Genomic DNA, 21,377 nt, shown 5'->3' on the forward strand with positions numbered 1-21,377 from the left:
GCACGCCACCGGGAGGAATGCGAACCATGATGGACAGGCGCAGTCTTCTGGCGGCTTTGGCCGCGGGCGCGGGCGCGGGCAGCCAGGCTCTCGCGCCGCTCCGCGCCGCGGCGGGCGAGAAAATCTTGACGCTGCCCTTCGGCAACGGCGAGCGACCGCTCGTGGCCTATCCGGGCAAGCGCCCGCTCCTGCAGATGACCGCCCGGCCGCCGCAGCTGGAGACACCGTTCGCGGTCTTCGACGAGGGCGCGATCACGGCGAACGATGCCTTCTTCGTCCGCTACCATCTCGCCGACATCCCCACCACGATCGACCCGCAGGCGTTCCGCGTCGCGGTGACGGGCCATGTCGCGCGGCCCCTCGAGCTGTCGCTGGCCGACCTCAAGGCCCTGCCGGGGCAGACCGAGATCGTCGCGGTCAACCAGTGCTCGGGCAATTCCCGTGGCTTCTTCGCGCCGCGCATCGCCGGCGGGCAACTCGCCAACGGCGCCATGGGCTGCGCCCGCTGGACCGGCGTGCCGCTGAAGAGCGTCCTCGACAAGGCCGGCGTGAAAGCCGGGGCCGTGCAGGTCTCGTTCGGGGGCCTCGACGGGCCGGTCCTGCCCGAGACGCCCGATTTCACCAAGGCGCTCGCCCTCGACCACGCGAACGGCGGCGAGGTCATGCTGGCCTGGGGCATGAACGGGCAGGACTTGCCTTGGCTCAACGGCTTCCCGCTGCGCATCGTGGTGCCCGGCTTCTACGGCACTTACTGGGTCAAGCACCTCAACGCCATCACCGTCCTCGACAAGCCCTTCGAGGGCTTCTGGATGAAGAGCGCCTACCGCATCCCCGACAATCCTTGCGCCTGCACCGAGCCCGGCAAGGCGCCCGACAGGACCGTGCCGATCGGCCGGTTCAACGTCCGCTCCTTCGTGACCAACCTCGCGGACGGCGCGCAGGTGAAGGCCGGCCGCGTGCCGTTGCGCGGCATTGCGTTCGATGGCGGATCCGGCATCAGGGCGGTGGAGATCTCCACCGACGACGGCCAGACCTGGAGCCCGGCCCGGCTCGGCCAGGATCTCGGCCGCTACGCCTTCCGCACGTGGAATGCCGAGGCCGATCTGGCACCTGGCGCCCATGCCCTGCGCGTCCGGGCGACCGGCAACGACGGCGGCACGCAGCCGATGGAGCCGCGCTGGAACCCGGCCGGCTACATGCGCAACGTCGTCGAGACGACCCGCGTGCGGGCGGCCTGAGGGAGATCGACATGCCCCGCTTCACCGCGCCGCCCGCCCTCTGCCTCGCGCTCGCCGGGACGGCCGCGCTCGCCGCCCCCGAGACCTACCCGCTGCCGGAGCCGACCGCGCAGTTCAAGGCGCCCCTGGAAGCCAGCCACGCGGCCGGCTTCCAGGCCGCACAGGAGAACTGCATGACCTGCCACTCGGCGGACTACATCGCCATGCAGCCACCCCGGAAGGGCTCCGCCTTCTGGGACGCAGAGGTCGCCAAGATGGTCAAGGTCTACCGCGCCCCGATCGAGGCGCAGCAGGCCGAGGCCATCGCGGCCTATCTCGGCGCGACCTACTGAGCGCCGGCGCCGGGCAGGGAGGCCCCTCATGACCGCCAGAAGCGCCGACCGCATCGCGGCGGGAGCTGCACCCGCCGGGCGTGCCCGTGGATCCGTCTGGGCCGGGGCGGCCGGCGGCCTGCTGCCGGGGCTGCTCCTGTGCGGTGTCATCACCGGGGTGGCGCAGGTGCTGCAGGCGGGCGAGGAGAGCCTCACCGGCCACCCCTATGTCGAGGCCCTGGTGCTGGCCATCCTGCTGGGGACGGCCGTGCGCACCGCCTGGGTGCCGGGGGCGCGGTTCAAGGCCGGGATCGCCTTCTCAGCCAAGCAGGTGCTGGAGGTGGCCGTCACCCTGCTCGGCGCCTCGGTGAGCCTCGGGGCGATCGTCGCCTCGGGCCCGGTGCTGCTGGCCGGCATCGTCGGAGCGGTTGCGCTGACCATACTGGCGAGCTGCGCCCTCTGCCGCGCGCTAGGCCTGCCGGTGCGCATGGCGCTGCTGATTGCCTGCGGCAACGCCATCTGCGGCAACTCGGCGATCGCGGCGGTGGCGCCGGTGATCGGGGCCGAAAGCCGGGACGTGGCGGCCGCGATCGCGTTCACGGCGGTGTTGGGCGTGCTGATGGTGCTGGGCCTGCCGCTGTTCGTGCCGCTGGCGGGCTTCAGCGAGCACCAGTACGGGGTGCTGGCGGGGATGACGGTCTACGCGGTGCCGCAGGTGCTGGCCGCCACCGTGCCGGTGAGCGCGCTCGCCACGCAGGTCGGCACGCTCGTCAAGCTCGTGCGCGTGCTGCTGCTCGGGCCCGTGGTGCTTGCGCTCTCGCTGATCGCCCCGCGCCTCCCCGCGGAGGGAGCCGCGGGCAATGCTGCGCCGGGTCGGCTCGGCTTCTTCAAGCTGGTGCCGTGGTTCATCCTGGGCTTCCTCGCGCTCGCGACCCTGCGCTCACTGGGACTGATCCCGGACAGCGCGGTCGGGCCGCTGGCCCGGATCGCGGGCTTCCTCACGATCGTATCAATGGCCGCGCTGGGCCTGGGCGTCGATGTCCGCGTGCTGGCGCAGGTCGGCGGCCGGGTGACGCTGGCGGTCACCGCCTCGCTACTCGTGCTCCTGGCCATCGCGGTCCTGCTCATCCGAGGCTTCGGGATCGGCTGAGCGCGGCCGAGATCGCGGTCATTGTCGCCGTCATAAAATCTACCAGTGCCCCAAGTTGATTCTCCATTCTGTGACGTCTGCTTCTGCGGCGGCGTCGCATTCGGCTGAATGACTGGAATGGGCGCGAAGCCGAATGTCCGGCCCTGGAAAATTCAGGCAAGTCAGCGCGGGGGGCTGACCGTAAGCGGCCTGTCCGCTTCGGAGCAGGCCTGTCGGAAAAGCGGACGCGCAGCTTGCGACCCATGCCAGCCGCTCATGCCGCCGTTGGCCTTTCCAGCCGCCGCCTGGAGCGTGAAGCCGGCCGCAACGTCGAGCTGATGTGGCTGACCGGCCGCCTCGCCCCCGACTTCAAGACCATCGCCGACTTCCGGCGCGACAACGGACCTGCGATCCAGGCCGCCTGCCCCCAGTTCGTGGTGCTGTGCCGTCAACTCGGCCTCCTGGCCGGTGGCATCGTGGCGCTCGACGGCAGCCGCTTCAAAGCGGTGAACGCGCGACCGCAACTTCACCCCGGCGGCGGTCCGGCGCCGCATCGAGCAGGTCGAGGCGAGCATCGCGCGAAGGGCACAGGGATGGTTGGCTACAACGTGCAGGCGGTCGTCGACACCGGGCGTCATCTGATCGTCGCGCACGCGGTGACGACCACCGGGCACGACCGCACCCAGCTGGCGCACATGAGCCGCCAGGGGCAGGCGGCAACCGGGCATGAAGCGCTCAGCGTGCTGGCGGACCGCGGCTACTTCTCGGGCGAGGAGATCCTGGCCTGCGCGCAGGTCGGCATCGCGGTGACGCTGCCCAGGCCGCTGACCTCGGGCGCCAAGGCGGAGGGGCGCTTCGGCAAGCAGGACTTCGTCTACGAGCCGGAGGCGGATGCCTACCGGTGTCCAGCCGGCGAGCGGCTCTCCTACCGCTACACGAATGTGGAGGGCGGCCTGACGCTGCGCCGCGACTGGACGACGGCCTGCCGCGACTGCACGATCGAGGCACGCGGCACGCCGGCCCAGGAGCGGCGGGTGACGCGTTGGGAGCACGAGGCGGTTCTGGAAGCCGTGCAGCGCCGGCTCGACAAGGATCCCCACGCGATGCGCACACGCCGCCAGACGGTCGAGCACGTGTTCGGGACGCTCAAGGACTGGATGGGAGCGACCCACTTCCGGATGCGGCGGTTGCGGAACGTGGCCACCGAGATGAGCTTGCAGGTCCCGGCCTACAATCGGAAGCGGATCATGGCGCTCCTCGGAACCGGACCGCTCCTCACCGCCCTGCCGGCGTGAGAGCACGCGGCACCGCGCGCGCCATCACCGCTCCGCGGCCACCACACCAAACCGCGTTCTCACACAGCCTCCACCCATTGCAGCCATGCCGCTTCGGACCCGCAGCAGCCCTTCTGCACAGTCATGAGCGCTCCCCGAGAGCAGACAAATCTGCCTCGGGCCGGTGAGCAGGCTTCAATGCTTCGGCCATGGGCGGCCTCTCAACTTGAGCGAGCCGCCCGTCCAGCTGGTCAAAAATCGACCGAGTCGCTCGGATGCGCGACGCGCTCCTTCAGAGCCTCGGACATCGGGAAGTTCAGGTTCTCGTCGTGAGGTGGGATCGGGCTCTCGAACCACTTGGCGTAGAGCTTCGTGAAGGCGCCGGAGGTCATCATGCCCTTCAGGACGTCGTCCGCGAGCGCCTTGAACTCGACGTCGTCCTTCGGCAGCATCAGACCGTAGGGCACCAGCGTGTAGGTCTCGGGCAGGAAGGTGTACGCGGCGGGATCGGGTGTGCGGGCCTTCAAGCTGGCGAGTAGGATGTCGTCCTCCATGAACGCGACGGCGCGCCCGCTCTGTAGCGTCAGCATGGACTCGGCGTGGTCCTTGCCCTGGACGATGTTGAACGTGCCGCCCTTGGCCTTGATGCCGAACGCGAAGCCGGTGGCGTTCGAGCCCTGCGTGACGACCACGGTCTTGCCGTCGAGCCCCTTCACGTCGTGGATGCCGGAGGAGACCTTGGTCAGCCACCGCGCCGAGGAGACGAAAATCGCGACGGTGAAAGACACCTGCTTGAGCCGGGCCGGGCTGCTCGACGTCGCCCCGCACTCCATGTCGATGGTCCCGTTCTGGATGAGCGGGATCCTGTTGGACGAGTCGACCGGCTGAAGCTTGACTGCGAGCTTGTCGAGCTTGAGGTCGGCCTTGATCCGATCGACGACCTGGGCGCACAGATCGAGCGAGAAGCCGACGGGCTTCTGGCTGTTGTCGAGGTAGGAGAACGGGATCGAGGACTCCCTGTAGCCGAGCGCCACGCTGCCGGTTCGCTTGATCTTGGCCAGCGTCGGGCTATCGGCCGATGCCCCGGTGGCGGCGAGACCGAGTGCGAACGCGCAAGACAGCCGTACGAAGTCTTTGCCCTGAAACATCGATCATCTCCTCTGATTGGATGCGGACCTCGGGTGGGTCTCGCGGAGCCTGAGCACGCGGCACGCGTCGCGTGATCGGTTTGATCGGCTAGGCTGAAGCGCCCTGGGCCGCGCCGGACGGGCCGGTCGGCGTCATGCTGCCGACCGAGGACAGGAATTCGTCATTGTCCTCGACCGGAGCGCCGAGCACGTTCTCCCACTTGCCGGCAACGATCAGGATTGGAGAGGCGCATCGGCCTATCCGAGCTTGGACAGCACGACCGTGCGGGCCTGCGTCGAGGGCACGTTGCGGGCACGGATCGCCTCGATCAGCCGGTCGATGTCCGCCGTGGTGTTGAACATCCCGAGCGACACGCGGATGCCGTCGCGCTCGGGCGAGACGCGGATGCCGTTCTGCGTGAAGTAGTCCAGCCACTCGGCCGCAGGCAGGGCGATGACGTAGATATGCGGCGCGCGATGCTGACGGTCGCGTGGACCGACCAAGGCGATATCGAGTTCTTCGAGGCGCTCGATGAGGTAGTCGCCGAGGTCAAAGCAGTGGCCCTCGATGTTCTCGATGCCGAGCGTGTTGATGAGGTCGATGGCGGCGCCCAATCCCTGGATGGCCGGGAGGTTGTAGTTGCCGAGTTCGAACCGGGCCGCCGTGGAGGGAAGGGCCATGTTGTCTGCCCTAGCAATGAAATCGCTCGGCGGCTCGGCGAGGCTGGCGGCGGCGAGGTAGGCCGGCTCAAGCTCGATCTTGGAGGCGTCCCAGTAGAGCAGGCCCAGTCCTTGGGGCACGAGCAGGCCCTTGTGCGTGCCCGAGCCGATAAAGGTGGCCTTCATGGCTTTCGCGTCGATGGGCGTCACGCCGATGCCCTGCATCACGTCCACGACAAAGTAGAGACCGTGCTGGTCACAGAGCGCGCCGACGCTCTCGACATCGAAACGATGGCCGGCGTGGAAAGTCACGTGCGACATGGAGATCGCCCGCGTCTTCTCGTCTATGTGAGAGCGGAAGCTGTCCGCGTTCACCACCTCGGTCATCGGGATGAACACAACCTCGACGCCCTTCTTCTTCAAGTTGAGGAAGGCGTAGGCGTTGTTCGGGTGATCGCCGTGGATCATCAGAACCTTGTCGCCGGCCTTCAGCGGCAGCGCGTTGGCGGCGATGTTCATGCTCTCCGAGGTGTTCTTGGTGAACGCGATCTCGTGCGCCTGCGCGCCGAGGAGGGCCGCGACCTTGGCGCGGGTCTCTTCGAGGCGGCTGAGCCAGATCTGCTTGGGACCGGCGGTCTCGAACCCTTCTTGCAGGAACCGCTCGTACGCCTCTTTCACGGGGCGGGACAGCGGTGTCTGGAAGCCGCTGTCGAGGTAGACCACGTGCTCAGCGGCCGGAAACGCCTGTCGAACGGCGGCGACGTCGTAGTGCTCGGTCATGATCCCCTCCGGTTGCGCAGACGCGACGAGGCGTTGCGCCGGGAGTTCCGGCGAGCCTTCGACCCATCTCAAGTCTTGAATGACGGCAGTGCTACAAGATCCGCCAGCCAGCGCTCAAAAACTGAGCATGTCAGTGCCGTGATCAGAAAATACACTACGTCCGCTTCACGTCGAGCTAGATCATCATCAGGCGGTAGTTTTCATTCCGAAAATTGAGAATTATCAAAATCGTCGTTGTCCTGCAGGATGGTGTTGGACAGGAGAGCGGCCGCCTCTTGCAGAGGGTTGATAAAGGCGTCGAGGTCCTCGAAGCCGACGCGTGCCGAGGGTACCGACACGCCCAGGCAGGCGATCAGATCGCCCTTAGGCGAGACGATGGGCACGGCGCAGCCGACCACACCGCGGACAAATTCCTGGTTGGTCTTTGCCCAACCCCTGCGCCGTATCACTTCGAGCTGGACGAGCAGCGTCTCCGGATCGGCAATCGTCGTAGGGGTGTACTGGACGAGGGGAAGCGAGTGGGCCAGCCGCTGCCGGACCTTTGTGGGCAGGCGGCTCATGTAGATCTTGCCCGTCGAGGTGCAGTGGAGCGGGGCGGCCGACCCCGGGTTGAACTGCAATCCTTGCTGTTGCTTGGTTTGCACGCTGTCGACATAGGCCACTGCGTTGTCGCGGACGATGCCGATCTCGCACTGCTCGCCGATCCTGTCAGCCACAGCGGTAAGGACGGCGTGCCGCCGCACCGTGCGGAAGGCCGCCCCGATGGTCTTGGCCGAGAGGGTGACCAGTGTGCTGCCGACGACGTAGCGCTTCGTGCCCAGCGCCTTCTGGACGAGGCCACGGTCCTCGAGATTGCCGATGAGGCGATGCGCGGTGGGGAGCGGTAGCGCGAGCGCCGAGGCAATCTCGGCGGCCGAGAGCGCCTTCCTCTGCTCAGCCACGAAAGTCAGGATGGCCAGGGCCCGATCCAGGGGCGCGTCACGCGACCTGTCAAGTTCATTCGCCAAGATGGCTTCCTCACACAAGTGGCGTCTGGCAGTGCCCTATCGGCGCGAACATGCAAGGGGTCGCTGAGCGGCAAGAAGACCTCACCAAGACCTCGGCTTGAGGACCACTCTGCAGCTTATCAGCGTCCGGTCGAACTCAGTTGTCCTCAGTCGCCAGACCAAGAGGACGTAGGCTGCCCGAGTATCATGCAAGGGCCACGAGTTGCCGGTAGGGCTGCGCCCGCTTCAATGCCTCCACAAACCGGAAGCGGACGGGCAGGAAACCACCCCGAGCAGCCATTCCGGTAGCGACCCAGGTCGGACATCATGGACACGCTATAGGCTTCTCGAAAGCTGCCATTCATCGGCCGCCACACATAGCCAGCTCGGGGGGCGTGCGGGGTTTCATGCACGCCGAGCGTGCTCCTGTGCTTCTTCGAGGGCGAGCAACTATGATCTACAATATGGCACTACCTCCGGCTCCTAAGCTGAGCTGACCCCTTTTGCTGTAAACACAATTCACAGTTGCGCGATAATCGTAGCCCCTTAGGCAGGTGGTAACCCCAGATGGATGGTATGCGATCGGGCACCTCGTAGCATTCCACTATCCGCCGGACCAACGATGCGTATCTCAATCAAGGCCGCGCTTGCCGGGCTTTTTGCTTTGCTGGCCGTCATCACAGCCGGCGAAAGTGCCCTCACGCTGATTAAGCTTAGCGCGATCCGGCACAGCGCGATGGAGGTCGCAGGCAACTGGCTGCCCTCGGTTCAGACCCTCGGCGAGTTGAACTCAGCCGTCGATAAAGCTCGCGTTCGCCAGTACCGGCTCGTCGCCGCGACGCGTGACACTCAACAATTGGCCGAGCATCGTAAGCAATACCTGTCTGGGATCGAGGCCACTGAACAGGCCCGCAAACGCTATGAGGCACTCATTTCATCGGCAGAGGAGCGCGCGCTCTACGAGCGCTTCGTGCAAGACTGGACCCAGTTCGGAGCCATCGGCAAGCGTGCGGTCGAGCTGATGGATGCAGGCCGCCAGCCGGAGGCGCTGACCGAGATCACGCAGCCTGAGATCGTGAAGCTCTACTCAGGCCTGTCTCAGATCATCACACAAGCTGTGACCCTCAATCGAAAGGGTGCTCAAGACGAGGCGGACACGACCGTGTCCAACGTCGAAGACACATCGCGCGTGACCTACGTCGCTATGGTTATCGCGCTTATCCTTGCGCTCGGAGCGATGCTGTTCAGCCTTCTGCGCGTCTCGCACCCGATCACCCGCATGACGGCCACGATGGGCGCGCTCGCGGCCGGCGATACCACGATCACGGTTCCCGGAGCAGACCGACGCGACGAACTCGGCGCGATGGCGGCCGCCGTGCAGGTGTTCAAGGACAACCTGATCCGCACTCGGCAGCTCGAAGCAGAGACTGCCCAGGCCCGTTTGGCCGCAGAGGAGCAGCGCAAGGCCGGCATGCGGCAGATGGCTGACGGCTTCGAGGCCGCTGTCGGCGGCATCATCGGCATGGTCTCGTCCTCGGCGACCGAGCTGCAGGCCACCGCTCAGACTATGACCGCCACGGCCACCGAGACCGCCAGCCAGTCGACCACGGTGGCCGCTGCCGCCGAGGAGGCCGCCTCCAACGTCAACACGGTCGCCGCAGCCGCCGAGGAACTCGGTTCGTCCGTTCAGGAGATCGGTCGGCAGGTGGCCGGCTCGGCGGATCTCGCCAAAACCGCTGTTACTGAGGCCGGTCAGACCGGCGGACTCGTTCAGGAGCTGAGCGCCGCGGTCTCGCGCATCGGTGACGTCGTTACGATGATCTCTTCGATTGCTGGGCAGACGAACCTTCTAGCTCTGAACGCGACGATCGAGGCGGCACGCGCCGGCGCGGCGGGGCGCGGCTTTGCAGTCGTGGCCTCTGAGGTGAAGGCGCTAGCTGAGCAGACTGCCAAGGCGACGGGTGAGATCTCGGGTCAGATCGCTCAGATCCAGGCCTCGACCGGTCAAGCGGTCACGTCGATTGCCGGGATTACCGAGCGGATCCGCGAGATCAGCGGCGTTGCGACTTCGATCGCAGCTGCGGTCGAGGAACAGGGTGCGGCCACTCAGGAGATCGTCAGAAATGTCTCCCAGGCGGCGCAGGGCACCGGCGAAGTGACGAGCAACATCGCGGGCGTTGCCGGTGCTGCCGAGGAGACGGGCGCGGCGGCGAGCCAAGTCCTCGGCGCGGCCTCGGAGCTGTCGCGCCAATCAGAGCACCTCAGTGCTGAGGTCGCGCGCTTCCTAGCTACCGTGCGGGCGGCGTAACGCCCAACGAAGCCGTGTTCTCCAGGAGCACGGCTTCAATCATGCTGTCCGCTTCACCACATCCGCTTACGGAAGCTGAGCGCCTGAGACTGCCAGCTAAGCTGGAAGGTCTCCATTTCACTAAGTGGTTAGAAAGCCAACGTGCCCGGCCTGCGCAGAACATCGCGATGGGCGCAGGAGACGACGTCCGCTTCCTTGCTTTGCCGCCTCAGAGCGGACCGGCGGAAATCCACCCATCTGAGACGCTCACGCGGTGCCTACGCGGCGGCCGATTCTGCCTGTAAGCCGCTCGTCTGCTTCCGGGGTTTAATGCGATGAAGCGGACATCTGACATGGCCGGGTTGGTCGCCTCAAAGTGCCCCGATGCGTACGTAGGAGCCGCTGCCGACCAAAGTCGGGATAAGCTGATAACCGGACTTTGCCCTTCTGCTCCATAACAGCCGCTTCGTATTGGCCCCATACCGGACCCAGAGCTACATCCCGCTGCTTGTCAAAAGCAGGTGGCTTCGCCCTCGATGATCCTGGCGAAGTAGCTGGCGCCATACACGAGTGCATCGTCGTTGAAGTCGTAGCGCGAGCTGTGCAGGCGCCGCCCTCCTTCATCGCCACCATTGCCGATCCAGGCGTAGCAGCCGGGGCGGTCATGCAGCATGAACGCGAAGTCCTCCACGATCATGGTTTGCGGTGGATCGTGGTTCACGTGTTCTTCACCGAACACCGCGACGGCAGCTGCCGCCGCCTGCGCGCACGCGCCAGGCTCGTTGACCAGCGTGGGGTAATCCCGGCTGTACTCGATTTGACAACCTGCCTCGAAGGAGGTGCAAATCCCCGTGGCGACGCTCCGCACGCGGGCCTCGACGCGCTCGCGGACAGTCGGTTCAAAGACGCGCACAGTGCCGCGGATCTCCACGACATTCGGGATGACGTTGTAGGCATCCCCGCCATGGACCTGGGTGCAACTCACCACCACGGCGTCCAAGGGGTCGGTGCTCCGGCTCGTAATGCCCTGGAGCGCAAGCAGGACGTGCGCCGCAATATGAACCGGGTCGATGGTCTTCTGCGGCTGCGCTGCATGTCCGCCGCGACCAATGATGCGGATGAGGAAGCTGTCGCCCGAGGCCATCATCGGTCCGGCTTTGATGGCCATCCGACCCACCGGCATCCCCGGCCAATTGTGCAGGCCAAAAACGCGGTCGGCTGGGAATCGCTCGAACAGTCCATCGCGCATCATGCGCGCTGCACCACCGTCCTCACCACCCATCTCCTCCGCCGGTTGGAAAACGAAGTGCACCGTTCCGGCGAAGTCTCTGGTTTCGGCCAGGTAGCGCGCGGCACCGAGCAGGATGGCCGTGTGGCCGTCATGGCCGCAGGCGTGCATCACGCCGGGCCTACGCGAAGCATAGGGCAAGTTGGTCTCTTCTTGGATCGCCAACGCGTCCATGTCCGCTCGCAAGGCAGTCCTTCCAGATCCGGTGCGCGCGCCTCTCAAGGTGCCAACCACACCGGTCCCCGCCAGACCGGTGTCGACCTCGATGCCGAAGGCGCGAAGCTTATCCGCCACAAAGCGCGAGGTATCCGTCTCCCGGTAGGAGAGTTCGGGATGAGCATGCAGATGACGGCGCCATTGCACCATCTCGTCGGCGAAGCCAACGATGCGGCTCAGGACAGTCATGCGAGGCTCCTCTTGTCGATGGCTGTCGAGCGCAGGTGGCTTATCAGTGTTTCCGATGCGGCGTGTAGGTGCGCATCCAGGATCCCGATCGCCTCCGCCAGATGACCTGCGCGGCAAGCTGCCAGCAGGGCGCGATGTTCGTCCGCCGAAGCATGCGAGCGCAGCCGCGTGGACCGGCCCATGATGAGGTACCGACTTGCTGTCTGGTTCAGCGCCTTGAGTGTCGACAGCAGGAAGGGGTAGGGCGTCGCCCGGTAGAAGCTGTGATGAAAGCTCCAGTTAGTCTGGGCCCAATCATAGTCAGTGCTCGCACGCTGCTCCTCTTCAAGCGCATCCTCGGCTGCACCAAAGTCGCTCTGCGACAACCGATCGAAGGCGCTGCGGAGCGCGACGGGTTCCAGAGCAATCCGCATTGCAAAGGCTTCCTCGACCGCTGTCAGGGATAGCGGCGCGACGACAGCCCCCTTGTGCGGCACCATCTCCACAAGCCCCTCCGCCTGCAGGATCGTCAAAGCATCGCGGACGGGGATGCGGCTGACTCCAAGGCTTCGAGCCAAGTGTTCCTGACGCAGCGGCGCGCCGCTGGGCCATGCACCGGACATGATCTCTCGACGTAACTGGTCGGCCACCCTCGCGCTATCCAGCATATCTTCCTCCCTCAACCCAGATTGGATACAGTGTATCCAAAAGCCAGCGCAAGCGAGAGACGGATTTGAGATGTCGGCGGATGCAGGCTCCGAACGGCCGAGTTGCAAACCGCCCGTCCCGCTTGGACGCTCCTGAGCAGGGCCGGACCGGGACAAGCGGCAGGCGACGGTCAGGTGAGTTTCGTGACCGCCAGGAACGCGACGACGGTCACGCAAGCGAGGATGAGCGGGGCGGCTCCGGCTGTCGCAGCCATAGGAGCAGGCTGCTGCCCCCCGGCCCACCGCCTCAAGGCACCCGACTGCACCCCGTGCAGCGCCGACAGGAGCACGACAAAGGCAAGCTTCATCTGCAGCCATAGGTCGGAAAACCAGCGGCCTTCCAGTGCCAGGACCAGCCCGAAGGTCCAGACCAGCAACATAGCGGGAGCCGTCACCCTTCGTGACCAGCGCAAAGCCAAATGCGACACCGGCCTCGCCGCCAACGGCAGGCGGCGCGACGCGGGCAGGAGCACTGCGGTGGCAAGCAAGCCTCCGACGAAGGTCATGGCAGCCGCGACGTGTGCACCTTTCAGAAGGCCGTAACCGTCCGGCACGCTCATGCGCCGGTCTGCCGAAGCGCGGCGGCACGCCGGCGGAGCCAGCCCAGGCTGGCGAAGCCGCCGAAGGGAACGAGCGCGGCCAGCGCGAGCCGTGACATGTCCCGTCCGCTCCATCCCCCGCCAGCCACGGTCTCGACCACGGTCCACGCATAGAACGCGAAGGCTACACCGTGGATCGGGCCCATCCAGCGAACCATCGTCGGCAGGCCGGCGAGATGCTTGAGCGGAACCGCGAGGCACACGAGCAACAGAAGCGTCATCCCTTCCAGCGCCGAGGCAATCTCAAGCCTCCGGAGTTGACGGAGTTCGAGGCCGGCCCGCGTCGATGAAGTCGGTGCCGACTCGACGTCCATCGGGCCGGCGGTAATTCGGGTGGAGGATCGGAACATGAAGGATGCCTCCGGGCGCATGATGCCTCGGCCTTCGTAGCCCACCGCCGGACCGAGGCAGGAGTGGCTGGACGGACAATCTCCGCTGCTTTCCGGCCAAGGCACATCGGGCGACTTGCCAAGGATACGGCAGCGGTGCATTGGCCGTAGACGCGCTTAAGATGGTTTCTCGCCATGCACGCTGTCGCGGTTCTCGCGCTCCATGGCGTCATCGCCTTCGACCTCACCATTCCATGCGAGACGTTCGGCCGTTTGTCCCTGCCGGACGGCTACCGCGTGCGGGTCTGCGGTGAGGGGCCTGAGGTTCGATCCTCGGCTTTCACGATCCGGGCGCCCTGGACGCTGGCCGACACCGCTGACGCCGACACCGTGATCGTAGCCGGCGTCGAGGATCCGAGCCTGCCGGTACCGGACGCGGCAATCGAGGTCGTTCGAGCCGCGGCGGCGCGGGGCGCACGTGTGGCCTCGATCTGTACGGGAGCCTTCGTCCTGGCCGCCGCCGGCCTGCTCGATGGCCGGCGTGCCACGACACACTGGCGGGCCGCACAACTGCTCGCGGCGCGCTATCCGCAAATCACCGTCGATGCCAACGTCCTCTTCGTCGACGAAGGTTCCGTGCTGACCTCGGCCGGCGCATCGGCGGGGCTCGACCTATGCCTGCACATGGTGCGCTGCGACCACGGCCAGGCCGTCGCGGCGGACGCGGCGCGCTTGGCCGTCGCGCCGCTCGACCGCGCAGGCGGCCAGGCGCAATTTATCCGCCAGGACCGGCCCTGTCCGGGTACGAGCCTGGCGCCCCTGCTCGATTGGATGGCCGAGAACCTAGCCTCTGACGTGACCGTGGCCGAGATCGCGCAGCGGTCGGGCATGAGCGTCCGGACCTTCAACCGCCGCTTCCGGGAGCAGACGGGCACGAGTCCGATTCAGTGGCTGCTCGATGCGCGCGTGCGAAGAGCCCAGGAGCTTCTGGAGACGACGCGCCAGAGCGTGGCGGCCATCGCCGCCGCCACGGGCTTCGAGGCGCCGGCGAGTTTCCGCGCCCGCTTCCGCCGCACGGTCGGCGTCAGTCCTGCCGGATACCGCCAAGCCTTCGCAGGCCGTCGTGACGAGGACGCCCCCACAGGGAGCCCTTAAGCAGCCTCGTCTGGGTCGAGCGTCCTTCTGCTCGGCCGATGATCGGCCGCCGCGAGACACCCGTCGGCGAGTTCTCCAACATATTCCGCGTCACGCGCAGTTATTGGGTGAAGAGCGGCCACTCCGTTCGCTCCAACCGGAGGTCTGGAAGTCGCCGAAAGCAGCCCGTCCGCTTCGGGAAGTGGAATGCGAGGAAGCGGATGCTCTTTCCGCTAAGGGTCTCACGCATTCTCAGGCGCGTGTTCAGCAGCTGCTCATCACGCGTGACGGCGCCGGCGTGATCAAGCAATGGATGGGCTCGTGCCCAACAGGATGCTGGAGGTGGCAGCGTTCGACAGGATGCGGCGCAGCAACTCCGATCTGATCCTGGCTTGGCTGCCGGGCAATGTACGAACCAAGACCGCAAACCGAACAGACGACTCCGACATGGCTGTCGCACCTAGGAAGCGCGGTGACGAAATCAGCAGGGCCTTCAGCGTCTCGTCTGCCTCTATCTCGGCGACGGCCGCCTCTATGACGCGTGCGGTAGCTTCGTAAGCCACCCCGTGAGGCACGAAGATTGGAACCTCCAGACCCGCCCAGTCGCGCGAAAAATTTGTCACCGCCTTCAACTCGCCGAACGCGACCGTGTGCATGTGCCCGTTGTCGTCGCGCAAACGGACAGAGCGCAACGAGAACGCCTCCACTTGGCCCTGCAGATTGCCGCTCTCGATGGTCTCGCCCACCCGGAAGGCGTCGTCGAACAGCAGGAAGAAGCCCGCGATGATGTCCCGGACGAGCGCCTGTGCTCCGAAGCCGATCGTGAGGCCGACCACGCCCGCGCCCGCGAGAAGTGGACCGATCTGCAGGCCGAAGGCAGATGCTATGCTCAGGGCCGCCGTTACCAAGAGCGCGACGAACACCACCGTGCGCACAGCGGGCAGCACGGTCGCGAGGCGGTCCGCGCGCTGGTCGCCTCCCACATGGGCGAGGCCGCGATCGATCAGGCTGCGGACAACCTGCCAAGCCAAGTCGGTTCCGAGTAGGATCAACAGCGCGGATACAGCTTCGGTGGTCATCGGCAGATCCAGCCCCCGGTCGGATCCGGGGAGGCCCTCGACAAGGAGCAGTAAGGCCGCGATCAGGGCGACGTTACGAGCGACACGCGCGACGATGCGCTCCTCGCGCGTCAGTGTACCGGCACGGTTCGGCCCGAAGGCGACCGTCCGTGCCGCGTCACCCAAGGCCAGCGACAGGGCCGGCGCAAGGCCCAGCACCAGTACGGCCCAGGCGGCACCGGGGAGGCCGGCCTGGGCCAGCAGCCATGAGGCGGCCGGAACAAATCCGAGGGCGACGGCGACCGGACGTGGCGACTGTCGCCCGGTCCCTCGCAGTGACACGACGACGGCGCCGACCACAGCTGGGACCAACAGCGCACAGAGCAAAAGCGTCAGGCTGGTGACCGCGTCGGCGTAGGCCGGTCCCGAACCGCCCAGGCGCAGCAGGGCCGACCAGAGGAGTCCCGTCGCTGCGGTGAGGGCCAGAACCGTGACCCCATGCTGCGCGCGCCACGCCGCGTTCGTCGGCAGAGCCACAAGACGCAGTCGCGGACCGCCGGGTGCGAACAAGAAACGGCCGAATGCGCGTGCGCTGCGCACGGCGACGATGGCTAGGAGCGCGTCGAGAGCCATGACGCCTGCCAAACCCGGAGGGGCTGCGACGAGGTAGGCGAGGCAAGCGCCGGCCGCGAAGCACAGGACGAGACTCTGGGCGAACAAGAGGCGTTGGGCCTGAGCCACCAGCCTCTGGCGTGCCGTGGCGAGAGGGCTGTCCACGATCCGCTGCATCCACGGTGTAGACCAGCGCCAGAATAGGCGCTCAGCAAGCCAACCGCCGAGCCAGAGCAGGAACAGCCGCGCAACCAGACCAGCCGGCGACGCTGTCTCGTCGGCGACGAGCGCCGCGGCCGCCCTAAGAGTCGCTGCGGGCAGGGTCGCCGTGGCCGCTGCCAAGTCGTTCGACCGGTCGCGAATTGTACCGAGATGCTGGTCGACGGCGCGGCTGAGCGTGAGGCCGGCGAAGCCGAGCGGCGGAGTCTGGGCGCGGGGTGCGGTCGGGGCCATCGACAGAGCAGCGACGAGCGCCAGGCCCCCGACAAGTCGGAACCTCATCAAGAGCGATTTGCGCGCATGAACCGCGACCCACACACGAGAAGAATGCGACACCGTCGTCGCCGGGTCGTCGCCCCCTCCTACACCACCTTGCGCGTCGCGCCACCAGACCGGCTAGCCGGCGCGACCGAAAAGCCTCGACCCGAGTAACACGCTCAATCGGTGGCCGTGTCACAGTCACGGTCACTACTTCGTCCTGACCGCATGGCGCGCAAGTTATTGCCCGGAAAGTCCGGACACCCGCGCCGTGCGAAGGATTGAGCATGATAAGTGTGGCAACCTCTGAGACAGGATCAAGTGGGCCCGACAACGAAGCGCGACATAGCCATGAACCCGATGAGGCGGTTCCGTCGCGCTATGCGCTCCGAATTGGCGAAATCGATGTGATGGTGATCAGTGACGGAGTGCTTCCGCTTCCGACCAAGATGCTGGCACACAACGCTGATCCGGCTGTTCGATCAGCTTGGCTTAATGACATGTTTCTTCCGTCAGACGCTTTCGACTGGTCGTTGAACGTGGTTGTGGTCCAAAGCGGTGAGCAGACGATCCTCATCGACGCCGGACTCGGGCTGGACCCGGACCTGAACCTGCCGCGGGCCGGGCAGCTCAACAAACGGCTGGCGGCGGCCGGGATCGCCCCCGGTTCTGTCACCGACGTGGTGCTTACCCACTTGCATATGGATCACATTGGCGGCTTGCTCGTCGAGGGCGTGAAAGACCGCCTGAGGCCGGATCTACGGATCCATGTAGCCGCCGCCGAAGTAGATTTCTGGGCGGCACCCGACTTCACACTCGCCGTCATGCCGCCTGGGTTCCCAGATGCGCTCCGGACCACCGCCAAGCGCTTCGTGACGGAGTACCGAGAGCGGCTGCGGCTATTCGACGAGGAGAGCACGATAGCGCCCGGGGTGGTTGCCCACCGAACCGGTGGCCACACACCCGGTCATAGTGTCGTCCGCGTGGCATCCGGGAACGATCGCCTGACTTTCGCCGGCGATGCCGTCTTCACGGTCGGGTTCGACCATCCCGAGTGGCATAACGGCTTCGAGCACGACCCCGAGGAGGCGGCGCGCGTCCGGCTCCACCTGCTGCGGGAGCTAGCGGCGACCCGCGAGCTGTTGGTGGCAACGCACCTCCCGTTTCCTTCCGTTGGTCGGGTGGCCGTCGATGGTGACGCTTTCCGCTGGGTACCGGTATTTTGGGATTACTGATACTGGGCTAATTCGGCTTTGATGGCAAAATTCGGTTGCTCCCGCTGCGGCCTGTACAGCAGGGGGAGCGATCCACGTCCGTGTCTCAGCGACTGATCTCGACGGCTTTATGGAGAAGCTTGTCTGGAGTGCTCACCATGTCGGTGGCCTCGATGTGACGACTCTCCGCTGAAACAACAGAGATCCGAAACGGGCCAGCGCTATTGGTGCGCACGCAATACAGCAATCCAACTATTTTTTCGGCCGCATCAGCGCCGTCTGTATGCATGTTTGTCTGCGGAACCTGCAACAATGAAATGGATGGCCGATGAATCTGCCCCATATGTTCTTGCTCGGCCGCAGTAAAACCAACCGACGACGCTGCTACCCACTGATGGAATAAGCCCGATCTCTCCGTATCACATCGCTGGCTCTCTTGGTCGCTTTTTCTCGCACCATGTCACACGTGCCGATGGGGCTTCGTCTTGTGTTCACTCGAGAGAGCAGCGTGCGCGTTCGAACCGGACAAGTGCACGCACCGGACACAGGAGACGAGATATGAACAGGTTTGCGGGCAAGGTCGCGATCGTCACCGGCGGAGGTGGCGGCATTGGCCTGTCAACTGCCAAGCGCTTTGCGTCGGAAGGCGCAATGGTCCTGATCACGGGACGACGGCGGCAGGCGTTGGACGATGTCACAGCCGGCCATCCGAATATCCGTGGCTTCGTAGCCGATGCCGCCTCACCAGCCGATGCTGCCCGGACGATCGGCAGGGCGGTCGAGCAGTGGGGACGGGTCGACGTGCTGGTAAACAACGCTGGCGCCGGTGCTCCATCGGCGCTCGCGAACGCAGATCCTGATCGTGCCGGTGCCGTCTATGCTGTCAACGTGATCGGCCCGACTCTTCTCGCATCCGCCGCGATGGGACATCTGGAGGAAAGCCGGGGCGCGATCGTCAACGTCTCCAGCACCCTTGCCCGCAAAGCGATTGCCGGGTTCGCCGACTACGCCGCCAGCAAGGCTGCGCTGGAGCAGGCGACACGCTGCTGGGCACTCGAACTCGCTCCGAAGGGTATTCGCGTCAACGCAGTTGCTTCCGGTCCTGTGGAGTCGGAATTCCTTCGGGTCAGGATGGGCTTTTCCGAGGAGGAAGTCGAAGCCATCAAATCACAGGAAAGAGAGATGATACCCCTCAAGCGGAGGGGTGAGCCGGACGATGTCGCCTCTTGGATCCTGCACCTCGCATCGTCCGAGGCAGGTTGGGTGACAGGACAGGTCCTCGGTGTCGACGGCGGCTTCTCCATCCTATAATGCCGAAATTCTACTCCTGACAATGGGCCCGACATTAAATTATAACTCTAAGAAGCGTCGTGGTCTGCATTTATTTGGCGCAGATTGATTGCTCATGATAAAATCAAAGGATGATTGATTTCGGATTTGCGCCGATGAGAGGACCGCTCGATTGTCGCGCGTAAGGCCGAACGCACGGTCCTCCCTCAACAAACTGATATACGGAACGCAGATCGGCTTCCGCGAGCTAGTCTCTGGCTGCGGTGTTCCACCAATCTCGATGGCCGGGTTTTGAAGGGACGCCGTTCTTAAGGTATCCCTGTGCCGTTCACTTAAATCACCTGTCGAGCTCTGCGGCTACGTGCCGAAGCTTGTCGGGATTGCGCACCATATAGATCGCGGTGATGCGTCCGTCGCTGACCTCAAGTGCGGTGGTCTGAAGCACACCACCACGATCGGCGCTGACGTAACCGGGTAATCCGTCGATGATCGCGGTGCGCAAAAGGACGGGTTGGAAATACGCCTTGCCGGAAAGCCCTGCGAAGAGCCGAAGAAGTCGATCCAAGCCGCGGATCACGTTGGGATAGGCGAGAACACGGCCACCGCCGTCCGAGCGGAGCTCGACATCGGCGGCGAGCAGTGATGCGAGCGCCGTCGTATCGCCGTCGCGCGAGGCGTTGAAGAAGGCGCGCGCGATTCGATCGGCCTCGGCCGCGTCCACGCGATATCGCCGGCGCCCAGACTCGACGTGCTTACGGGCGCGCACTGCGAGTTGCCGCACGGCAGCCGGCGCACGATCGAGCGTTGCTGCTACCTCGGGCAGCGCGACCTCGAACACGTCGTGCAGGAGGAAAGCCGCCCGTTCAAGCGGCGACAGCCGTTCGAGAGCCAGCATCAGCGTCATCGTCACGTCGTCCCTGACCGTCTCGTCTGGCTCACTCGCGCCCATAAAGGGTTCGGGAAGCCAAGCACCGACATAGGTTTCGCGCCGAGCCCGTGCCGATTTCATGTGGTCGAGGGATAGCCGCGTCACGATGCGCGTGAGGTAGGCGGCGGGTGCCGCGACACTGTCCTGAACGCCTGACCAGCGCAGCCAAGCCTCCTGAACGATATCTTCGGCCTCGCTCAATGAACCAAGCATGCGATAGCCGAGGCGCAGCAACCTTGGCCGTTGCGCCTCGAACTCCGCAATGCGCGCATCGTCTCGCGCTACCGATTTAGCTGAGGTTCCAGAGAGCATACCGGCGCTCCTTGGCGTCGACGCGAGATCCCTCGCACGCAGGTTGTTATGTCAGGCTCGGACGCTTTTTGGCGGACGCCAGACCGCACTCCGCCCAGACGACCAGCGCGGCAGCGATGATTGCTGGCAACGACACGGCTGGAAAGTCGCGGGCCAGGGCAGACGGCGCACAGATCCCCGCCAGTACCTCCCAGACATGAAAGAATGCGTGGCCGGTGAGCCAGAGCGTCACGGCACCCCAGAGCACGATCCGCATTGCAGGCCTCAAGACCCCAACCAGCACGGCGCCGCCGAGCAGCAGGAAAATCAGGCCGATGTCGCGCAGAAAGTGCTGGTTGAATGGACCGGTGGTGGGCACGCCGGGCACCGTCTCGTACCAAGCCATAGGCGCGGCGAGCATGAACACGCCGTTCGCCGCTAGAACCAGACCGTAGAAGGTCGCGAATGCGAGGCAGGAAGACGAGGCCCGCATCATGCGCTCCGTCCATTGCTAGAAGAGGCGGTCAGCCACGCATCAAATCGCGTCGGCATAATGCGCGCGTTCGCTCCCGGCGTCAGCGTGGCGTCCGTAATCGGGATGCCGAAATAGGGCGCCGCTGGATCAACCACGATGCGGCGGGGATCGTCGCGGTGACCGAGCCAGGTGCCGACGAATTCAGCGAAAGGCGCGCGTTCCGGCCCGGCGATCTCGACGATGCCATTTACCGGCTTGGCAAGTACGACTTCTGCAAGCGCCTGCGCGACGTCACGCGAGGCGATGGGCTGCATCGCTGCCGGAGAGAGGCGGACGAGACCGCCCTTCGTTCCCGCGTCCGCAATGGCGCCCATGAACTCAAAGAACTGCGTCGCCCGGATGATCGTGTAGGGGACGCTCGCGGCCGCGATCAGCTGCTCCTGCGCCAGTTTGGCTCGTAGGTAGGCTGGGGCATGCGCTCGGTCAGTCCCAACCACCGACAAGGCGACATGGTGACCAACACCAGCCTCTGCTTCAGCCTGGACGAGGTTGCGCCCCGAGGTCTGGAAGAAGGCCAGCACGGCAGCCTCCTCGAAGGAGGGCGAGTTGGAAACGTCGATTACAGCCTGCGCACCGTGCAGCGCCGCCGGGAGCCCCTCGCCAGTCAGCGTGTTCACACCGGAGACGGGCGAAGCGGGTACGGCGTCGTGGCCGAGCCTGAGCAGATTTGTGATGACTTGGCGGCCGATCAGCCCGGTCCCGCCAATGACGACGATCTTCATGGTTGTCTCTCACTCGC

The 21,377-nt window shown here is 65.5% G+C and carries 20 protein-coding genes; 8 read left to right on the forward strand and 12 right to left on the reverse strand.

Annotated elements, in window-relative coordinates; all coding sequences use genetic code 11:
- The first annotated feature begins 26 nt into the window (after window positions 1-26).
- The 4 genes from CIW48_RS20715 to CIW48_RS20730 all read left to right on the forward strand — a co-directional run bounded on the left by CIW48_RS20715 (window position 27) and on the right by CIW48_RS20730 (window position 3,973).
- Complete coding sequence (locus CIW48_RS20715) at window positions 27-1,238, forward strand: molybdopterin-dependent oxidoreductase (protein WP_149312453.1); 1,212 nt, start codon at window positions 27-29, stop codon at window positions 1,236-1,238.
- Window positions 1,239-1,249: 11 nt separating this feature from the next.
- Window positions 1,250-1,570 carry a cytochrome c gene (locus CIW48_RS20720; protein ID WP_149312454.1) on the forward strand — a complete coding sequence of 107 codons (321 nt, stop codon included), beginning with the start codon at window positions 1,250-1,252 and terminating at the stop codon, window positions 1,568-1,570.
- Between the two features lie 28 nt (window positions 1,571-1,598).
- Complete coding sequence (locus tag CIW48_RS20725; RefSeq protein ID WP_149312455.1) at window positions 1,599-2,699, forward strand: putative sulfate exporter family transporter; 1,101 nt, start codon at window positions 1,599-1,601, stop codon at window positions 2,697-2,699.
- Between the two features lie 242 nt (window positions 2,700-2,941).
- The gene (locus tag CIW48_RS20730; RefSeq protein ID WP_246695345.1) at window positions 2,942-3,973 is read left to right on the forward strand and encodes a transposase; all 1,032 of its coding nucleotides are present in this window, start codon (window positions 2,942-2,944) and stop codon (window positions 3,971-3,973) included.
- Window positions 3,974-4,203: 230 nt separating this feature from the next.
- Here CIW48_RS20730 and CIW48_RS20735 read toward each other — a convergent pair whose 3' ends face one another.
- The 3 genes from CIW48_RS20735 to CIW48_RS20745 form a co-directional block, all read right to left on the reverse strand.
- Window positions 4,204-5,100 carry an amino acid ABC transporter substrate-binding protein gene (locus CIW48_RS20735; RefSeq protein ID WP_149312456.1) on the reverse strand — a complete coding sequence of 299 codons (897 nt, stop codon included), beginning with the start codon at window positions 5,098-5,100 and terminating at the stop codon, window positions 4,204-4,206.
- A gap of 237 nt (window positions 5,101-5,337) precedes the next feature.
- Window positions 5,338-6,519: an aminotransferase class V-fold PLP-dependent enzyme gene (locus CIW48_RS20740; RefSeq protein WP_149312457.1), complete on the reverse strand. Its 1,182-nt coding sequence runs from the start codon at window positions 6,517-6,519 to the stop codon at window positions 5,338-5,340.
- Window positions 6,520-6,719: 200 nt separating this feature from the next.
- Complete coding sequence (locus CIW48_RS20745) at window positions 6,720-7,526, reverse strand: IclR family transcriptional regulator (RefSeq protein WP_149312458.1); 807 nt, start codon at window positions 7,524-7,526, stop codon at window positions 6,720-6,722.
- 601 nt (window positions 7,527-8,127) lie between these two features.
- Between CIW48_RS20745 and CIW48_RS20750 the strand changes: the two genes are divergently transcribed.
- Entirely contained in the window at window positions 8,128-9,813 is a 1,686-nt protein-coding gene (locus CIW48_RS20750) for a methyl-accepting chemotaxis protein (RefSeq protein ID WP_149312459.1), read from the forward strand.
- A 490-nt stretch (window positions 9,814-10,303) separates the two neighbouring features.
- Here the strand turns inward: CIW48_RS20750 and CIW48_RS20755 are convergent, their stop codons facing one another.
- From CIW48_RS20755 to CIW48_RS20770, 4 genes are all read right to left on the reverse strand, one after another.
- On the reverse strand, window positions 10,304-11,485 hold the full coding sequence (locus tag CIW48_RS20755; protein ID WP_149312460.1) for a M20 aminoacylase family protein: 1,182 nt from the start codon (window positions 11,483-11,485) through the stop codon (window positions 10,304-10,306).
- Window positions 11,482-12,132 (reverse strand): GntR family transcriptional regulator, encoded by a 651-nt coding sequence (locus CIW48_RS20760; protein ID WP_149312461.1) that lies wholly within the window; start codon window positions 12,130-12,132, stop codon window positions 11,482-11,484. Before CIW48_RS20760 ends, CIW48_RS20755 begins: the two co-directional genes overlap by 4 nt.
- 170 nt (window positions 12,133-12,302) lie before the next feature.
- Entirely contained in the window at window positions 12,303-12,731 is a 429-nt protein-coding gene (locus CIW48_RS20765; protein WP_149312462.1) for a CopD family protein, read from the reverse strand.
- The gene (locus tag CIW48_RS20770) at window positions 12,728-13,141 is read right to left on the reverse strand and encodes a DUF3817 domain-containing protein (RefSeq protein ID WP_348645135.1); all 414 of its coding nucleotides are present in this window, start codon (window positions 13,139-13,141) and stop codon (window positions 12,728-12,730) included. Before CIW48_RS20770 ends, CIW48_RS20765 begins: the two co-directional genes overlap by 4 nt.
- Window positions 13,142-13,294: 153 nt before the next feature.
- Between CIW48_RS20770 and CIW48_RS20775 the strand changes: the two genes are divergently transcribed.
- Window positions 13,295-14,254: a helix-turn-helix domain-containing protein gene (locus CIW48_RS20775; protein ID WP_149312463.1), complete on the forward strand. Its 960-nt coding sequence runs from the start codon at window positions 13,295-13,297 to the stop codon at window positions 14,252-14,254.
- 281 nt (window positions 14,255-14,535) lie between these two features.
- Here CIW48_RS20775 and CIW48_RS20780 read toward each other — a convergent pair whose 3' ends face one another.
- Window positions 14,536-16,440: a mechanosensitive ion channel family protein gene (locus CIW48_RS20780; RefSeq protein WP_173009334.1), complete on the reverse strand. Its 1,905-nt coding sequence runs from the start codon at window positions 16,438-16,440 to the stop codon at window positions 14,536-14,538.
- A gap of 350 nt (window positions 16,441-16,790) precedes the next feature.
- Between CIW48_RS20780 and CIW48_RS20785 the strand changes: the two genes are divergently transcribed.
- On the forward strand, window positions 16,791-17,615 hold the full coding sequence (locus tag CIW48_RS20785; protein WP_246695351.1) for an MBL fold metallo-hydrolase: 825 nt from the start codon (window positions 16,791-16,793) through the stop codon (window positions 17,613-17,615).
- An 85-nt stretch (window positions 17,616-17,700) separates the two neighbouring features.
- On the opposite strand, the gene CIW48_RS20790 is transcribed toward CIW48_RS20785, so the two are convergent.
- Window positions 17,701-17,937, reverse strand: coding sequence for a hypothetical protein (locus CIW48_RS20790; protein WP_149312466.1), 237 nt, complete (start codon window positions 17,935-17,937; stop codon window positions 17,701-17,703).
- 215 nt (window positions 17,938-18,152) lie between these two features.
- On the opposite strand from CIW48_RS20790, the gene CIW48_RS20795 reads away from it, so the two are divergent.
- Window positions 18,153-18,905 carry a glucose 1-dehydrogenase gene (locus CIW48_RS20795; protein WP_149312467.1) on the forward strand — a complete coding sequence of 251 codons (753 nt, stop codon included), beginning with the start codon at window positions 18,153-18,155 and terminating at the stop codon, window positions 18,903-18,905.
- A gap of 316 nt (window positions 18,906-19,221) precedes the next feature.
- On the opposite strand, the gene CIW48_RS20800 is transcribed toward CIW48_RS20795, so the two are convergent.
- From CIW48_RS20800 to CIW48_RS20810, 3 genes are read right to left on the reverse strand one after another with little or no spacing between them, the layout of a single operon-like run.
- The gene (locus CIW48_RS20800; RefSeq protein WP_149312468.1) at window positions 19,222-20,124 is read right to left on the reverse strand and encodes a sigma-70 family RNA polymerase sigma factor; all 903 of its coding nucleotides are present in this window, start codon (window positions 20,122-20,124) and stop codon (window positions 19,222-19,224) included.
- Between the two features lie 46 nt (window positions 20,125-20,170).
- A complete protein-coding gene (locus CIW48_RS20805) occupies window positions 20,171-20,599 on the reverse strand; it encodes a hypothetical protein (protein ID WP_246695346.1) in 429 nt (142 codons plus the stop codon).
- Window positions 20,596-21,360 carry an NAD(P)H-binding protein gene (locus CIW48_RS20810; RefSeq protein WP_149312469.1) on the reverse strand — a complete coding sequence of 255 codons (765 nt, stop codon included), beginning with the start codon at window positions 21,358-21,360 and terminating at the stop codon, window positions 20,596-20,598. Before CIW48_RS20810 ends, CIW48_RS20805 begins: the two co-directional genes overlap by 4 nt.
- Window positions 21,361-21,377 lie beyond the last annotated feature (17 nt).

It is taken from the genome of Methylobacterium sp. P1-11 (genome assembly GCF_008329595.1).
In the GTDB taxonomy this organism is placed as follows: Bacteria; Pseudomonadota; Alphaproteobacteria; order Rhizobiales; family Beijerinckiaceae; genus Methylobacterium.

Bases quoted from the DNA above. Each gene is read 5' to 3' on its own strand.
- CIW48_RS20715 (WP_149312453.1), top strand. From the start codon at position 27: ATGATGGACAGGCGCAGTCTTCTGGCGGCTTTGGCCGCGGGCGCGGGC.
- CIW48_RS20720 (WP_149312454.1), top strand. From the start codon at position 1,250: ATGCCCCGCTTCACCGCGCCGCCCGCCCTCTGCCTCGCGCTCGCCGGG.
- CIW48_RS20725 (WP_149312455.1), top strand. From the start codon at position 1,599: ATGACCGCCAGAAGCGCCGACCGCATCGCGGCGGGAGCTGCACCCGCC.
- CIW48_RS20730 (WP_246695345.1), top strand. From the start codon at position 2,942: ATGCCAGCCGCTCATGCCGCCGTTGGCCTTTCCAGCCGCCGCCTGGAG.
- CIW48_RS20735 (WP_149312456.1), bottom strand. From the start codon at position 5,100: ATGTTTCAGGGCAAAGACTTCGTACGGCTGTCTTGCGCGTTCGCACTC.
- CIW48_RS20740 (WP_149312457.1), bottom strand. From the start codon at position 6,519: ATGACCGAGCACTACGACGTCGCCGCCGTTCGACAGGCGTTTCCGGCC.
- CIW48_RS20750 (WP_149312459.1), top strand. From the start codon at position 8,128: ATGCGTATCTCAATCAAGGCCGCGCTTGCCGGGCTTTTTGCTTTGCTG.
- CIW48_RS20755 (WP_149312460.1), bottom strand. From the start codon at position 11,485: ATGACTGTCCTGAGCCGCATCGTTGGCTTCGCCGACGAGATGGTGCAA.
- CIW48_RS20760 (WP_149312461.1), bottom strand. From the start codon at position 12,132: ATGCTGGATAGCGCGAGGGTGGCCGACCAGTTACGTCGAGAGATCATG.
- CIW48_RS20765 (WP_149312462.1), bottom strand. From the start codon at position 12,731: ATGAGCGTGCCGGACGGTTACGGCCTTCTGAAAGGTGCACACGTCGCG.
- CIW48_RS20770 (WP_348645135.1), bottom strand. From the start codon at position 13,141: ATGCGCCCGGAGGCATCCTTCATGTTCCGATCCTCCACCCGAATTACC.
- CIW48_RS20775 (WP_149312463.1), top strand. From the start codon at position 13,295: ATGCACGCTGTCGCGGTTCTCGCGCTCCATGGCGTCATCGCCTTCGAC.
- CIW48_RS20785 (WP_246695351.1), top strand. From the start codon at position 16,791: ATGGTGATCAGTGACGGAGTGCTTCCGCTTCCGACCAAGATGCTGGCA.
- CIW48_RS20790 (WP_149312466.1), bottom strand. From the start codon at position 17,937: ATGGGGCAGATTCATCGGCCATCCATTTCATTGTTGCAGGTTCCGCAG.
- CIW48_RS20795 (WP_149312467.1), top strand. From the start codon at position 18,153: ATGAACAGGTTTGCGGGCAAGGTCGCGATCGTCACCGGCGGAGGTGGC.
- CIW48_RS20800 (WP_149312468.1), bottom strand. From the start codon at position 20,124: ATGCTCTCTGGAACCTCAGCTAAATCGGTAGCGCGAGACGATGCGCGC.
- CIW48_RS20805 (WP_246695346.1), bottom strand. From the start codon at position 20,599: ATGATGCGGGCCTCGTCTTCCTGCCTCGCATTCGCGACCTTCTACGGT.
- CIW48_RS20810 (WP_149312469.1), bottom strand. From the start codon at position 21,360: ATGAAGATCGTCGTCATTGGCGGGACCGGGCTGATCGGCCGCCAAGTC.